Source organism: Candidatus Eisenbacteria bacterium, assembly GCA_016867715.1.
Lineage (GTDB): Bacteria > Orphanbacterota > Orphanbacteria > Orphanbacterales > Orphanbacteraceae > VGIW01.
Window position 1 is genome coordinate 1 of the sequence record VGIW01000033.1, and the last position, 16,101, is coordinate 16,101.

At 66.6% G+C, this 16,101-nt stretch carries 9 protein-coding genes; 4 read left to right on the plus strand and 5 right to left on the minus strand.

The features are described from left to right. Positions 1–29: 29 nt before the first annotated feature. The 3 genes from FJY73_07545 to FJY73_07555 all read right to left on the minus strand — a co-directional run bounded on the left by FJY73_07545 (position 30) and on the right by FJY73_07555 (position 4,316). A complete protein-coding gene (locus tag FJY73_07545) occupies positions 30–1,427 on the minus strand; it encodes a tryptophanase (protein ID MBM3320513.1) in 1,398 nt (465 codons plus the stop codon). After that, positions 1,428–1,898 (minus strand): PTS sugar transporter subunit IIA, encoded by a 471-nt coding sequence (locus tag FJY73_07550; protein ID MBM3320514.1) that lies wholly within the window; start codon positions 1,896–1,898, stop codon positions 1,428–1,430. A gap of 228 nt (positions 1,899–2,126) precedes the next feature. Next, positions 2,127–4,316 carry a T9SS type A sorting domain-containing protein gene (locus FJY73_07555; GenBank protein ID MBM3320515.1) on the minus strand — a complete coding sequence of 730 codons (2,190 nt, stop codon included), beginning with the start codon at positions 4,314–4,316 and terminating at the stop codon, positions 2,127–2,129. An 874-nt stretch (positions 4,317–5,190) separates the two neighbouring features. On the opposite strand from FJY73_07555, the gene FJY73_07560 reads away from it, so the two are divergent. Both FJY73_07560 and FJY73_07565 read left to right on the plus strand, forming a co-directional pair. Beyond that, complete coding sequence (locus tag FJY73_07560; protein ID MBM3320516.1) at positions 5,191–8,070, plus strand: FAD-binding protein; 2,880 nt, start codon at positions 5,191–5,193, stop codon at positions 8,068–8,070. 426 nt (positions 8,071–8,496) lie between these two features. Then, positions 8,497–9,402 (plus strand): T9SS type A sorting domain-containing protein, encoded by a 906-nt coding sequence (locus FJY73_07565; protein ID MBM3320517.1) that lies wholly within the window; start codon positions 8,497–8,499, stop codon positions 9,400–9,402. A gap of 349 nt (positions 9,403–9,751) precedes the next feature. Here the strand turns inward: FJY73_07565 and FJY73_07570 are convergent, their stop codons facing one another. Together FJY73_07570 and FJY73_07575 are read right to left on the minus strand one after the other, a co-directional pair. Continuing rightward, complete coding sequence (locus FJY73_07570) at positions 9,752–11,479, minus strand: glycosyltransferase family 39 protein (protein MBM3320518.1); 1,728 nt, start codon at positions 11,477–11,479, stop codon at positions 9,752–9,754. Positions 11,480–11,537: 58 nt separating this feature from the next. After that, positions 11,538–13,610: a tetratricopeptide repeat protein gene (locus tag FJY73_07575; protein ID MBM3320519.1), complete on the minus strand. Its 2,073-nt coding sequence runs from the start codon at positions 13,608–13,610 to the stop codon at positions 11,538–11,540. A gap of 97 nt (positions 13,611–13,707) precedes the next feature. Between FJY73_07575 and FJY73_07580 the strand changes: the two genes are divergently transcribed. After that, positions 13,708–14,838, plus strand: coding sequence for a DUF362 domain-containing protein (locus tag FJY73_07580; protein MBM3320520.1), 1,131 nt, complete (start codon positions 13,708–13,710; stop codon positions 14,836–14,838). Continuing rightward, positions 14,838–16,091 carry a nickel-dependent lactate racemase gene (larA, locus tag FJY73_07585; GenBank protein MBM3320521.1) on the plus strand — a complete coding sequence of 418 codons (1,254 nt, stop codon included), beginning with the start codon at positions 14,838–14,840 and terminating at the stop codon, positions 16,089–16,091. The genes FJY73_07580 and larA overlap by 1 nt, the downstream gene beginning before the upstream one ends. Positions 16,092–16,101: the final 10 nt, after the last annotated feature.

Here is a 16,101-nt window from a genome sequence, read left to right on the forward strand (position 1 = left end):
CATCGGGGAGCATCGCGCAAGGGAGCCGGTCATGGCCGCATCTCCTCTCCGGCCGACACGGGCCTGAGTCTCGCGGTGAAGTGGCGAAGCACAGGCGCCTCGTGTACGAGATCGAGCCCGCGGATCTTGTCGCGTCTCCGGAAAACGGAGCAGATCGTCTCGCCCGTGTATTCCATGTGCGCGGTCGTGTAGACTCGGCGGGGGATCGCCAGGCGCACCATCTCGAGCTCGGGATGGGTTTCCTTCCCCGTCTTCGGGTCCTTGTGTCCGAACATGAGGCTTCCGATCTCCACCGTCCGGATCCCACCCTCGACGTAGAGCTCGCATGCGAGCGCCTGCGCCGGAAACCGCGACTGAGGAACCTCGGGGAGGAACGCGCGCGCGTCGAGATAGACCGCGTGGCCGCCCACCGGCTTCAGAATCGGCACTCCTTCCCGGTCGAGAAGATCCCCGAGAAACCGAACCTGCGCGATTCGGTATTCGAGATAGTCCTCGTGGAGAACTTCGGAGAGCCCGCGGGCGATCGCCTCGATATCCCTTCCGGCGAGACCTCCATAGGTCGGGAATCCCTCGACGAGGATGAGGAGGTTCGTGATCTTCTCGGCGAGCGCCGGGTCTTTTGTGCAGAGAAACCCGCCGATGTTCACAAGGCCGTCCTTCTTCGCGCTCATCGTGCAGCCGTCGCCGTAGGAGAAGATCTCGCGCGCGATCGAAAGAAGATCCCGATCGGCGTAGCCGGGCTCCCGTTTCTTGATGAAGTAACAATTCTCGGCGAAACGGCATGCGTCGAAATAGAGAGGGATGCCGTATCGATCGAGGAGCGCCCGTGTCGCGCGGATGTTCTCGAGCGAGACCGGCTGTCCTCCGCCCGAGTTGTTCGTGATCGTCAAGAGGCAAAGAGGAACGCGCTCCCGGCCGACCTCCCGGATCGTCCGCTCGAGCTTTCCGAGATCCATGTTCCCCTTGAACGGATGGTCGGCCCGCGGATCGAGCCCCTCGTCGATCACGCAATCGACCGCCCGCCCCCGATTGTGCTCGATGTTCGCGCGCGTCGTGTCGAAGTGAATGTTGTTCGGGACGGAGTCGCCTGCCTTCACCACCGTGCTGAAGAGCAGGTTCTCCGCGACGCGCCCCTGGTGAGCCGGGATGACGTGCGGATAGCCGAAGATCTCGTGCACCGTCTTCTCGAAACGGTAGTAGTTCCGGCTTCCCGCGTACGACTCGTCGCCGACCATAAGACCGGCCCACTGGTTGTCGCTCATCGCGGAAGTGCCGGAGTCGGTGAGGAGGTCGATGGTGACCTTCTCGGCCGGAATGTTGAACAGATTGTAGCCCGACTTCTCGAGGGCCGCGCGTCTCTCCTCGCGCGACGTTCTCGGGATCGCCTCGACCACTTTGATCTTAAAGGGTTCCATCGGGTAGTCCATCTACTCCGCCCTCTCGTTGTCTCGAACGATCTCGACGATCTCTTCCTCCGAAGACGCCTTCCGGAGCGCCTTCCGAACCGAAGCCTCTCCCAAGAGGCGTGAAAGACCCCTGAGGATCTTGAGCCTCGCCTGCTCTTCCCGGAATGGACAGACAAGGAGAAAGACGACGTGAACCGGCGAGGAGTCGAGCGCGTCGAAGTCGACTCCCTTCGGCGAGATCCCGATCACGGCGCTCGTCTCGAAGTCCGCGTCGATCTCGGCGTGCGGGATCGCGACCCCGCGTCCGATCCCCGTCGAGACCTCCCGCTCCCTCTCCCAGACGCTCGCGCGAATCCTCTCGCGGAGATCCTCGCGACCGGAGAGACGGACCCAGCGGTCGATCATCTCGTCGAGCACCTCTTCTTTCGCCGAGGAACGGAGGGGAAGAAGAACGCGGTCTCGATCGATGAGCGAGGAGATCGTCGTCGCCATTTCCCACCCGATCGGTCGGTGCCCGCGCCTCGGGTCGGACCCGCCGATGCCATCGAGGGTGCGGCGGACGGAGGAAGGACACCCCCGAACGGCGCGTGGGGCAAAAATACCAAAGCCCTGCGCCGAGTGTCAAACCCCCGGTACCTGATACCCTATTCGAAATAGCCTATTCGAAACTATAAAATGGGTATCAGGTACCGAGGACCGCTCGACAACGGTCGTGCCATCTCACCGGACCCGCACGACCTTTTTCGTCGCGGTCATCTCCCCCGCGACCAGCCGCATGAAGTAGGTGCCCGCCGCCACGTCCCGCCCGGATGTGTCCCGACCGTCCCAGGAGACGACGTGGCTCCCCGCCTCGTGCTGTCCCCGCGCGAGCGTCGCGATTCGGCGCCCGCTGACGTCGTAGACCGTGAGCTCCACCGGGCACGCCTTCGCGAGGGCGAAGGAGATGGACGTCTGCGGAGCGAACGGATTGGGCCAGGCCCCGATCGCCGTCGCGAGACCGGACGGACGGGCGGACGGCTCATCGATCCCGCTCTGAACCGCGCAGTGCGGGAGGAAGATCTCGAGATGCCCGAGTTCCGCTGCCTGGTAGACGCGGCTCTCGGTGACGGCCGCGGAGTGGGCGATCCCACCCGTCGAGGCCACCCCGACATAGATCGGGGCGTCGGCGTCGCTGATGTCGAAGACGTGGAGCCCATTGCCGGAAGCATAGAGGAGATCCCCCGCGACCGTCATCCCGTCCGCCCCGCCCGGGAAGTCGGCCGAGCCGAGCAGGCTCGGGGAGGCGGGGTCGGTCACGTCGAACACCATGAGATCCAGGGCGGCTACATAAAGACGGTTTCCGCTCAGCGCGGGCGCTCCCGTTGCGTCGTAGTTGGTGTAGACGACCTCGGGGTTCCACGGGTCGCTCACGTCCAGGATCCGGAGCCCGTTCCACAGGTCGTTGACGTAAACCCAAGGGTAGTCGGCCACGATCTGCGCGGGCATGCTGACATCGGACGCGGTCGCGAGATGCTGCGGGTGGGCGGGATCCGAGATGTCGATCACGAACACCCCCCACCAATCGACCGACACGAACGCAAAGACGCTGTCCACCGCGAGGCCGCCCACGAGGTCCGGTAGCTGGTACGAACCCACGCTCTCGGGGTCGGCTGGGTTGGAGATGTCGATGAGGCGGAGGTTCGAGTTGTAATCGAGGACGGCCGCGTAGTCGCCGCTTAGGTCCACGTAGGCGGCGCTGCTCGACGATCCGATCGTGCTCAAGGTGGCCGGCGCGTCCGGGTCGGTGAGGTCCAGTATCGAGAGCCCCGACTCGAGCGAGGTCACGTAGGCGAGGCCGTCGCGCACAACCACGTCGGTCACCCACTGGTACGGGAGGGCGGTCCCAGTCCGGGCGGAAAGGTCCGGGTTCGCGACATCGAACACGGTGATCCCAGTTCCTTGTTCCGCCGTGTAGGCGAGATCGCCCACGACCGCGACGCCCTGCGCCCCGGACCAGTTTCCGACCGCGGTCGCGAGGAACGGGTACTGGGGGTCGCTCACGTCCACGATCTGGAGCCCGCCGCTCATGGCGAGATAGGCGTACGGCTCCGCCACGGCCACCCGGCCGACTGCGTCGAACTCCTCCACCGTGTCGATGGAACCGAGAAGCACGGGCGAGGAGGGGATCGTGACGTCCACGACGTGAAGCCCGTCGTACCCGGCGGCCACGTAGACGCGGTTGCCGCGGACCTCCACGTCGCAGGCATCGCCGGGAAGCGAGAGGGAAGCGATCGAGTCCGGAGCGGTGGGGACGGAAACGTCGACCACCAGAAGGTCCGCGTTGTACCCGGCGACGTAGGCGATCCCGTCCTCCACCACGACGTCCCGGAGCCATCCGGGCAGGGAGACCGATCCGATGACGGCCGCGTCGGTGGGATCCGAGACGTCGACGACGAGAAGCCCGCCGTAGTAGGTCACGTACGCGAGGGTGTCCTCCACGGCGAGGCCGAACGTGTAGTCCGGCGTCGGGATCGTATCGACCGCGACGGGCGCCGCGGGATTGGACACGTCGAAGATCAGGACTCCGCCCGCGCGATCGGCGAGGAAAGCGTAGCTTCCCTGAATGGCGACGTCGAAGCAGTAGTCGGAGGTGGGCGCGTACCCGAGAGCCGTCGGGGCGATTGGGTCGCCGAGATCCGCGATCCGGAACCCGTACTCCCCGCAGGCCGCATAGGCGCGGTCGCCGGCGATGGCCAGATCGAGGGCGCCGATGAGGTCGCCCTGCCCGACGATGTGCGGCATCGTCCCGTAGTCGACGCAATCCTCCGCCGCCGCGCCGAAGGCGAAGAGCGCCGTCCACGCGACGAGGAGCATGAGGATTCCGATTCGATTCGTCTCGATCCGATTCGCGCGCTTGCTTCGGATGATCATGGAGACCTCCTTCCCTTCCGGGTCTTCTTCCTAACGTCCGCGGGAATCATACGGAACCGGCGTTACGCAGGCGTTACGCGCGGGAAGGGAATCGGCGGGTCCGCGGGACGGTCGATCGACGGGTTAACGTCAATCCGTCAGAAGTGTGCTCCTTGCAGGGCCGCCGGGGCGCGGGGCGAGGGGGTGAACCGGCGAGTTCCCGAGCGCGCCGGGCCCTGCCGATCCGGCCACATGCGGTGGGCCCGGTGCGCGAGGACTGTTTGAGCCAGCACCCCTTGCCCCGCGGCCCGCCCGAGAAAACACCGGTCGAGTTTCTGTCGGATCAAGGTCAGTCCATCCGTGCCATCTCCAGCACTCCGTGGATGTCGTAGTCGATCTCGTCCGCTAGCCTGGACTATGCACGCGTTTTCGTCGCGAGGACGCGGAGCTAGGGGCCGAGAGGCCGACCTGGACGAGCCGCTCCCGGAATCGTAGTCTCGGCCCCCCCGGCGCGCTAGGACTTGTCGCTCGTAACCGTCGCGACAAGATCCAAGCGCGCCACGGGTCCCTGATGAGGAAGCGGCGAAGGAAGGGAGGCCTCGTAGGCATCTTCTCGCGCGACCGAGGCGGGCACCCGTCCCGGAGGGACGGGTCGCCGAGGAAGCTCCCGGAGCGCGGAAGCGCGAAGGGAGATCCGCGGCCAGAGTAGGAAACGCGTGCATAGTCCAGGCTAGGGCGCCGGGCAGAAGGTTGGGGAGTTGGTCCGCATCGTACGTCGCGTTGACCGGGTTCCCCTGGGGGATCCGATTGACCCGGACCCACGGACCGCCCCCGCCAACCGCCGCGTTCCAACAATAGGGTATCAGGTACCGAGAAGAGGTACACTTGCAGGAGCATGGAGCCGTTTCTTCGATCGCTCCGCTCGCGCCTCCGCGGACGGGTCTTCGCCGACACGATGCGGCGCGGCCTCTACGCGACCGATGCGAGCATCTATCAGATCTTCCCGGTCGCGGCCGCCGTTCCGGAGGACGCGGAGGACGTCCGCGCGGCGCTCTTGGTCGCCGCCGAGCACCGCGTGCCGATCATTCCGCGGGGAGCCGGCACGAGCCTCGGGGGCCAAGTCGCCGGGACAGCGCTCGTTCTCGACCTCTCGAAGCACTTTCGCCGCGTGCTCGAGGTGAACGTCGAGGAGCGGTGGGCGCGCGTCGAGCCGGGGGTCGTGCGCGACGAGCTGAACGCGACGCTCGCCCCGCTCGGCCTCCACTTCGCCCCCGATCCGGCGACGACGAACCGCGCCACGATCGGCGGCATGATCGGGAACAACGCGTCGGGGATGCGGAGCATCCGCTACGGGATGACGATCCATCATGTCGAGGAAACGCGCGCGCTTCTCGCGGACGGATCGCTCCTCCACACGCGGGACCTCGACGCGGCCGCGCGCGCGCGAATCGAGCGAGACGGCGGCGCGGAAGGGAGGATCCTCGGCGGCCTTCGCGCGGTCGTGGACCGGCATCGCCCAAAGATCGAGGAGCGCTTCCCGAAGGTGATGCGCAAGGTCGCCGGCTACAACCTCGACGCGTTCCTCTCGAACGATCGATGGAACCTCTCGAACCTCCTCGTCGGGAGCGAGGGGACGCTCGCTCTCCTTCTCGAGGCCCGCGTTCGGCTCGAACCACTCCCCGCACAAACGATCCTCTGCGTTCCCCATTTCGTGACGCTCCGCGCCGCGCTCCGCGCCGTCCCCGCGATCCTCCCCCACGATCCCTCCGCGATCGAGGTTCTCGACGAGATCCTGATCCGCGAGGCGCGCGCGAACGCGAGCACCGCGGCGCTCTCAGGATTCCTCGAGAAAGACCCGCGCGCGGTTCTTCTCGTCGAGTTCTCCGGAGCGGTGAAGGACGAGTGCCTCGCGCGCGCGCGGCGTTTCGCGGCGGAGATCACCCGGAACGGAGAGTCCTTCGCCTCTCCGGTGCTCGAGAGCCGCGCCGCGCAGGCGAACGCTTGGGAGGTTCGCCGCGCCGGCCTTGGGCTTGCGCAAGCGATCCCGGGGAGCCGGAAACCGGTCCCCTTCATCGAGGACGCGTGCGTCCCGGTCGAGCATCTCGCGGACTATGTCGACGCGATCCATCGTCTCTGCGAGGAACGCGGAACCTACCCCGTGTTGTACGGGCACGCGAGCGTCGGCGTTCTTCACATCAAGCCCGTCCTCGACCTTCGCCTCCCAGAGGATGTCCGCGCGATGACGGAAATCGCGCGCGCGGCGTTCGATCTCGTGAGGAAGTACGGCGGTTCGTGGAGCGGCGAACACGGGGACGGCCTCGTTCGGAGCGCCTACCTCGAGGAGTTCTTTGGACCCGAAGTGTACGGCGCCTTCCGCGAGGTGAAGGATCTCTTTGACCCGCTCCGCATCCTGAACCCGGGGAAGATCGTCGATGCCCCCTCGCCGGAAGCGAACCTCCGCGCCGTGCCCGAGACGCATGTGCCGCGAACGTACTATCACTACCGCCGGGCTGGGGGGTTCCTCGCGGCCGCGCTTCTCTGCAACGGGGTCGGCGCCTGCCGGAAGACGCTTACCGGCACGATGTGCCCGAGCTACATCGCGACGCGCGACGAGGAGCACTCGACGCGCGGGCGCGCGAACGCGCTCCGCCTCGCGATGAGCGGTCTTCTCGGAACGAACGGGATCGGCGCGGAAGCGCTCCTCGAGGTGTTCGATCTCTGCCTTTCGTGCAAGGCGTGCCGCTCCGAATGTCCGAGCAACGTGGACGTCGCCCGCTTCAAAGCGGAGGTGCAGCAGGCGTGCCGGGACGCAGGGATGCGCCCCTCGCTCCGCGAGCGGATCGTCGCGCTCTCCCCGAAGCTCGCCCGGCGCGCGGCCGGGCCGCTCGCGCCCGTCGTGAACGCGGTCCAGCGCACGCCGATCTTTCGCGCTCTTCTCGAGCAGGCCGCCGGGTTCGATCGTAGGCGCCTTCTTCCCGAGTACGCGCGCCGTCCTCTCGACGCCGCGCTCTCCGGGCGGCGCGCGCAGAGCGGCGGACGCAAGGTCGTCCTCTTCGACGACACCTACATGCGTTTCCACGAGCCCAAGGTCGGGATCGCGGCGTTCGACCTTCTCGAATCGTGCGGCTACGAGGTCGTTCTCGCGAGGGCCGGATGCTGCCAGAGGCCGCGCCTCTCGCACGGCTTCCTTCGCGAGGCGAAGAGAGACGGGGAGAAGACTCTTCGCAACCTCGATCGCTTCATCCGTGAAGGATGGCCGGTCGTCGTCTGCGAGCCGGGATGCGCGTCCGCCCTCACCGACGACCTTCCCGACCTCGTGGACGACGAGGATCTCGCGCGCCGCGCGTCCGAGGGGATCTTCCCGCTCGAGGTCTTCCTCGACCGGGAGATCCGCGAAGGAAGGCTCGACGTACGGCTCGTCTCCGACGCGGCCGGGATCGCGCTCCACGGCCATTGCCATCAGAAGTCCCTGCACGGGACCGCGCCGCTCAAGCGGATCTATGCGCGCGTCGAGGGGCTTCGCGTCGACGAGATCGATTCGGGATGCTGCGGGATGGCCGGATCGTTCGGATATGAAAAAGAGCACTACGAACTCTCGCTCCGCGTCGGCGAGGATCGCCTCTTCCCGGCGCTTCGGGCGCTCCCGAAGGAGACGCGCGTCGTCGCCTCGGGCTTCAGTTGCCGCCACCAGATCGCGCACGGGGTCGGGATCCGCGCGGTGCATTGGGTGGAGACGTTGCGCGCGGCACCAGAGGTCCCCGGCAGATCCGCCTAAGAACGGCGAATGTCTCGGAAGATCAATGTCCTTGCCCGCTTCCTCTTTTCATGGTAGAGTGACTTCAAATCCCCCGATGACCACCAGCGATCGACCCGGTCGCATCCTCCCCCCGTGCGAGCGCAGAAGGTCGCATCGCGAGAGAGAGGTTTGACGAGCCCCGCATCACCCCGGCGAGCGGCACTCGTATCGGGCTCCCTTGTCGGGCCTTGCGCCGGCGCCCGCCTGCCCCGGCCTTCCCGCCCGCCCGCCCACGATCGCGCCCCCCCGACCCGAAGGACCTGCCGAAGAGCTGCACGAAGTCGATCCGGGTCGGCGAGGACCCGAAGTCCGCCGCGGGATGCCCCGAGGACCCGGCCGGAACGACTCGCGCAATCCCCCCGCCGAACCACCTCGCATCCGCGCTCCAGCGGAGGGAGTCGAACGATGAACAATCAAATGATTCCAGCCGAGCGCTCGATCCGCGCTCTGGCGATCGGTCTTATTCTCCTCGCCGTTCCCCGCGCGTCGGCGCAGATCGCCCCCGCCGACATGCGGAGCGGCGTCGCATCCGGAGTCGGCACCACGACGACGAGCCTCTTCACGGTTCCGGTCGACTCGGTCTTCGTGCTGACCGACTTCTCGTGGACCGCCGGCCGTCCCGCGGCAGTTCTCATCTCCTCCCCGCCGAACATTTCTGAGACCCAAGGCGGGTGGGCCGCCGCCCTCGGCCTCTACACCACAGGGGGACCGCTCCGCTGGTCCCAATGGGCGTTCCATGCGATCCACTGGTACTCACAGATGGACTCGCTCCTGGAATGTCCCTGCCACGGCATCCCCCAGTGGGGGAGCGCTGGAGGAGTCGGGCGGGGCGCCGCTGCGACCGAAGACCACTCGGGTCCGATCGACGTTCACTGGACGACCGGAATCGTCTTCGGGTCCGGATCGGGAGTTGATCTCTCGATCGCGATGACGAGCTGGCCCTATGACCCCCCCGTCGGCTGGAGCGCGTCCTGGTCCGGCTACCTCGTCCCGAGCGGGTTCTCGACGGGACTCGAGAGCTCTCCGAAAGCGGAATCGGTCCCCCGTTTCGGCTCCGCGCCGAACCCCCTTCGGGACGACACGCGGCTTTCCTTCAACCTCTCCCAGCCCGGAGCCGTGACCGTGGCGGTCTTCGATGTCCGGGGCCGGAGGGTCCGCGTCCTACACGAGGGGGAGATGGAGGCCGGATTCCACTCCCTCTCCTGGGACGGCCGCGACGCGAAGGGGAACCCGGTGGCGGATGGAGTCTATTTCGCGCGGCTCATCACGAACGAGGGAGAGGAGGTCGAGAAGCTGATTCGCCTTCGGTGATGGAAGGCGAGAGGGGAGCACGAATGGGTGCGCACCGAGGTTCCGGGTGGTGCGCGTCCTTCTTCTCACAGGGTCCAGCCGATGTTTCGCTCGTGAACGATCGGCGGTTTCTCGGCGGTCTTGGTCGGGCCGTCCTCCCGTCGCGTCCGCCGCCCGCGCGATCGACGGAATGGGACGGCCGTATCGTTCGCGGACCTCCCTCCGGCCCCCCCGTGTCCCGGTGCCTCCTCGGAGGGAGACGAACAGCGGGGATCGCGGCGAGCGCCCGGGGTGCGCGCGAACGCTTCTTTCCTCCTCGTTGGGGTCGGGTTTTCCGCTCGCGCTCGGAAAGCCGGGGGTCCGGCGCAAATCAGCGACTCTCGTCCGGAGAACGCCGAACCCGGTAGATCCCCACGCGGGGGATCCCGTTTCGCTCGATCACCTTCTCCCGCTCGCCGGTCTCGGGTGCTATCCGGTCCTGCGGGTTCTGAAGATCATCGACGATGTAGTCGTAGCCGTGTTCGCGGTCCTGGAGGCGGCGGGGATCGGTGTGCGCGGTGCCGACGAAATAGGGCGCGAACAGCTTCCATGAACGTGTCTCGACAAGGACCCGCATGTGCCGAGCATCCTCCTTGCGGTTCAGGTACTCGGCCGCCAAGTCGAGCCCGATCGGCTCCCCGGTGGATGTGTTTTCCAGCACCCATCGTTTCGTAAGGAACGGATGGAAGTAGGCCGCGTAATCCGGATGGAGACGGAGAACCGGGAACGCTTGAGCGAACACGACCAGCACGACGACCGCCCCCCCGAGAAGGGCCGAACGGCCTCGAGACGCGACCCAGCGGCCCAGATGCAGGATCCCCATCGCCTGGAGAAGCACCCACGCCGGAGACGAGAGAATCAGGTAGCGGGGGAGTTTCGTTCCGGCGATGCTGAGGCCGAGGATCCAGAAGAGGCCGTACCCGACGAGTGCGCACACCACACGAAACTCGACGGGACGAGCGCTCCGGTTCCGAAGGGAGACCCCTATCGCTCCGGCGATCAGGACCCAGGCGAGCGGAGCGCTCCAGTAGAGCGCATAGACAGGATAGAAGAGCGCGTTCGGAGAGTTGGTCATCTCGCCCAGGAAGAGAAGAGGAGGACGGTTCACCGGGAATCGGATGGCTTCGTACGGAGCTAGGATCACCTCCCGGATCGTTCGGAGGTCGTCCATTCGCATGGGAACCACGCAAGCGATCAGGACGAGAGACAGCCCCGCGGCCAGAAAGCCGAATCCCGATAGAGAGAAGCAGGACCGGCGGCCCCCGGCGATCAGCGCCGGAAGCGCGAAAAGAACGAGGAGCGGAGCCACGGGGACTCCGAAGGACCGCCAGGTCCAGAAGCAAGGACAACAAGCCGCGAATGTGCCAAGAGTGACGGCTCCGGCCAGAAGAACGGCCCCGAGCGCCCGCCGGGTATCCAGAGTTCGAAGCCCGAGATGCCACGCGAGGAGAGGAGGCAGCAGAAGAAGAAACGCCGCCGCGATGCTCTTGTTGATGCAGGCGAGCCCGAAGGAGGCGCCGGCGAGAAACAGATCGCGCGACCTCTTCTGTCCCCCCTCGAGGTAGCAGAGCCAGGAAACCAGCGTGGTGGCCAGCAACAAGGTGGTCAGGGCATCCGTGGAGAGTCTCCTGCTTTCGGATAGGAGGAGCGCGTCGGAGACGAGCAGGAGAGTGCCGAGGAGCGCGAGCTCTCGTCCGAGCAGACGACCGAGAAGAAAGGCGAGAAGTAGGAGCGCGAGCCCCGTCGCGAGAGCGACCGGCCGGCGCGCCCGAGCCAGACGGTCGACGTACGGAGCGTCTCCCTCCTCGCCGAGAGCCTCCCCCGCCGAGAGTCCGAGCCCGCCCAACCACAAGGTGGGAAGACCGGGGTGAGCGATCAGGAGCGTCCCGGAGAAATCTCCCTTTCGCAGCGCGGAGGCGAACTTCCCGCAAAGGGAGAGCCAAGTCGGCTCGTCGGGTTTTAGATGAGATCTCAAGGAATCCAGGCGCGGGAAGAAGACCAAGAACACGATCGCCGCCGCAACAACGACTGGGACGGCTCGGCATCGCCAACTGCTCATCGTGCCGCTCCACTCGGGTACGTCATTCCGTCGCGGCCGTCTCTCGCGCGCACCGGGATTACGTCCCCGAAGCCAAATCCGCGATCCTCTTCCGCGCGGTCTCGTTCCCCGGATCGACCGCGAGGACCTCGCGAAGGGCGGCGATGGCCCCCTCGCGATTTCCCATCGACCGGAGCGCGAGCGCGAGGTTCATGCGTGAAGGAATATCGCGCGGATCGAGGCGGGCCGCCTCGCGGAAGGCGCCGGCCGACTCGGCGAGCCGTCCCTCCCGAAAGAGGAGGTTTCCCCACTCGAACCACACGTCCCTCCTCTCAGGCGCGATTTCCGAGGCTCTTCGAAGGAGCGGAGCCGCCTCGGCGTCCCGCCCGGTCGAGGCGAGCAGCTTGCCGAGGTTGAGAAGGGCGACGGGATCCTTCGGAGCGAGCATGATCGCACGCCGGAGAAACGTCTCCGCCTCCTCGACGCGTCCCGTCTCCGCGAGAAGACCGCCGAGGTCGATGTGCGCGTCCGGGAAGTAGGGATCGATCGCGAGGCTCCGGCGATAGAGCGCTTCCGCGCCCTCCTTGTCCCCGCGCGCTTCGAGATGCTCGCCGAGGCTCACCGGAACGCGCGGGTTCACGGGATCGAGCTCCATCGCTTGGAGAAGCTCCGCGAACCCTTCTTCTTCCCTCCCCTCGCCGAGAAGAACGACCCCGAGGTGATAGCGCACCGCCGCGAAGCGCGGGATCTTCCGAGCCGCCTCTCGGTACGATTCGATCGCCTCCTCCGTGCGCCCGAGACGCGCGTTCACGTTTCCCCGGTGAAAAGCCTCCTGTCCCTCCGCGGCGACGCCGAGACCGAACCAATCGATCGAGGTCCCGGCGTGCGCCGCGGCGAGAACGAGAACCGGCGCGGCGAGCGTCCTCCACGAGCGCTCGAACGCTCTCCGTCCGACCACGTCGAGGCCGCGCGCGGCCAAGACGATGAGCGGCACGACCATCGGGAGGCGGAAGCGCGCGCACACGAAGAAGAGAACGACCGAGAGCCCGTAGAAGAGAAGAAAGAGAAGGAGAAGATTCGCGCCGCGGTTCCGACGTCGATCGAAGAGAATCCCGACGAGCGCGAGCGGGAGAAGAACCGCCAAGGAGACGAGAGGAAGCGAGAGAACGCCGTTCGCTCGTCGATAGAGAGCGATGTCGCGGTTGTTGCCGATCTCGTACGCGGAGAGAAGATACCCGGTCTTTCGAACCAGACCCGCGGCGAAGAGGAAGGGATCGCCGGCGATCGTGCGGAGCGCCTCGCGGAACCAATAACGCGAGATCTCGTTTTCGCTCGGAACGCGCCCGAGGCGAGCGGCGGTCTGGCGGACGATGTCGTCGTTCCTCCACGAGGCGAGCCCGGGAAAGACGGCGTGCCGTCCGTCCGCCTCCCGGTGGTTCCCGATGTAGAAGTTGAGCCCCCCTTGCGTGGAAACAAACACCCACTCCCCCGTCGCCGCGCGGTTCCGCAGCACGACCGGCGCGAGAACGAAGATCATCCCGATGAGAACGAAGAACGCCCCCCGGCGCCCGCGGAGAGCGAGCCAAAGAAGCGCCGCAGGAAGAAAGAGAAGGATGTTCGGCCGCGCGGCCGCGAAGAGACCGATGGCGGCGCCCGCGAGAAGCGCGTCGCGCGCGGTCCGCGTTCGGTCCGCGCGAAGAAACGCGAGAAGAACGAGCGCGGCGAGAAGGGGAAGAACCGACTCGATGAGAAGCTCCCCCTCGAAGTAGACGACGATCCACGCGAGCGCGCCGAGAAGCCCCGCGAGGAAGCCGACCGTGCCGCCGTAGATTCCCCTTCCGAGGAAGACGAGGAGAAGAACGGTCGCTCCCCCGAGAAGGAGCTGCACGAAGCGCGCCGCGGCCGGGTCGGGACCCGCGATGCGGTAGATTCCCGCGAGAAAGAGCGGATAGAACGGGCCGCGGAAGGCCGCCTCCTCCGAGAGCCAATCTCCTCCGAGAAGCGCGACCGCCTGATCGTGGAACCACTCCGCGTCGAGCATCGGCTCGCGGAACTCGGGATGGTCCCCGTAGCTTGCGAAGTAGGCGATCCGAAGGACGAGCGCCAGGACGATCAACGCAAGAATCGGACCGGCGCGGCGCATCGCGGACATCGTTCCTCCCCGTCCGATTCTAGGCGCGCCCGCCGCACTTGCCAAGGCGGTTCAGGCTCGTTACCCTTACGCACGAGACCAAGAGAGGAGGAAACGGATGCCCGACCCGACGCCGAACGCGCCGGAGACGCGCGCCGCGCGAAGCGCCCCGAAGACCGCCCGGGTTGCCGTGCTCCGCGCAACCCCCGCGAACGTGAAGGAACGATACAAGGAGCTGCTCCGCTCGATCGCCTACGACGAACACCTGCCGCGGACGAGCGACACGGCTTTCAAGATCAATATTTCATGGGGGAAATTCTATCCCGCCTGCTCCACGGCGCCCTGGCAGCTCGACGCGGTGATCGAGACTCTTCTCGAAGACGGCTACAGGAAGGAACTCCTCCACGCCTGCCACAACAACACCGTCGTCGTGAGCGCGAAGGAAGGAGAGAGAAGGAACAAGCACCTCGCCGTCGTCCGGAAGCACGGCATCCGCAACATCCATCTCTACGAAGGGGAGCCTTGGGAGATCTACCGGCCCAAGGGGGAGTATCTCGTCCTCGACAAGATCTACCCGGAGGGCGTGCACATCCCGAGACGCTTCCACGGAGAGAACATCATCCATCTTCCCACGATGAAGACCCACGTCTTCACCACGATGACCGGCGCGATGAAGAACGCGTTCGGCGGGCTTCTCGACCGGAAACGCCACTGGACGCACAGCGTGATCCACGAGACGCTCGTCGATCTCCTCATGATCCAGAAGGAGGTCCACAGCGGGATCCTCGCGGTGATGGACGGAACGGTCGTCGGGGACGGTCCGGGGCCCCGCTGCATGACGATCAAGGATGGGGGCTACATCCTCGCCTCGGCCGACCAGGTGGCGATCGACGCGGTCGCCGCGAAGATGATGGGCTTCGACCCGATGGAGCTCCGCTTCATCCGCCTCGCGCACGAGAAGGGGCTCGGCGTCGGGAACCCGAAGGAGATCGAGATCGTCGGCGAGAAGATCGACGCGGTCGATTTCGGATGCCGGCGCGCCGACACCTTCGCGAGCCGCGGCCAGCACATGCTTTACCATGGAATCTTCAAACCCTTAGAGACTCTTCTCACGCATACCCCTCTCGTGATTCTCACCTACATCGCCTCGTGGGCCTATCACGATTGGTATTGGTACCCGGCGATCGGCCGGGGACGCGTGAAACGCTACATGAAGACCGGGTGGGGCGAGCTCTTCCGGAGCTACTGATGGAGGCGCGCGTCGCGTACGGCTCCGGCTTCGTCCCGATGAAGATCCCGGCGGGGATCGCGGCCGATATCCTCGATGCGGAAGAGCCCTTTCCGCTCGCCGATCCGGCACAAGCGATCGCCGCCGCGCTCGCTTCCCCGATCGACTCTCCTCCTCTCGCCGATCTCGCCCAGGAGCGCTCCTCGGCCGTCGTCCTCGTTCCCGACGCGACGCGCCCCCTCCCTCTCTCCGTCGTGCTTCCACCGATCCTCGACGCGCTCGAAACCGCCCTCGCGCGGGAGAGGATCACGATCCTTTTCGCGACCGGCATGCACCGCCCCGTGAGCGAAGGCGAGGCCGCGCATCTTCTCGGTTCCGAGCTCGCCGGATCGATCCGGTGGATCTCGCACGACTGTGAAAGGACTCGGACGATCGGCCGCGCCCCGCGCGGAACGCCGATCGCCTTGAGCGAGACTCTTCTCGAAGCGGATCTCCGCCTCGCGGTCGGTCTCGTCGAGCCGCACCTCCTCGCCGGCTTCTCCGGCGGGCGCAAGCTCGTCGCGCCCGGCGTGATCGGTCTCGAGGCGATGTCGGTCCTTCACGGCCCCGAGATCGTCGGGCACCGAAAGGCGCGCGCCGGAATCCTGGACGGCAATCCGTTCCACGAGGAAGCCCTCGCGATCGCGCGCGCGGCCAGGCTCGACTTCGCGGTGAACCTCGCGATCGGAAAAGGGCGCAGAATCTCCGGCGTGTGGGCCGGCGAGATCGATCGTTCGCATCGCGCCGCCTCTTCCGCGGTCGAGAAGAGCGCGCGGGTCGCGACCGATGGAGAGCGAGACCTCGTGATCACCTCAGGGGGCGGGGCGCCTCTCGACGCGACGTTTTATCAGAGCGTGAAGGGAATCGTCGGCGCCGAGGCGCTTGCCCGAGAGAGAGGCGCGGTTCTCCTCTGCGCATCGTGCGGCGAGGGATGGGGGAGCGAACCCTTCGTTTCGCTTCTCGAAGAGGCGCGCGACCTCCCCTCGTTTCTCGAGTGGGCCGCGAGACCCGGCTCTTTCCGCAAGGACCAATGGATGGTCCAACATCTCCGGGAGGCGATGGAAAAGGTTGAAGTCTATCTCTTCTCGGAGCGTCTCGACGCGAAGAGGGCGCGCGCGTTCGGGCTCAAGCCGGTCCGCTCGCCCGAGGAAGGGATCGAGGCCGCGCTCGCCGGCATTGCCGATCCCTCGGTCGCGGTGATCCCGCGCGGCCCGTACACCTGGGCCGTAGCCTAGGCTCGCTTCG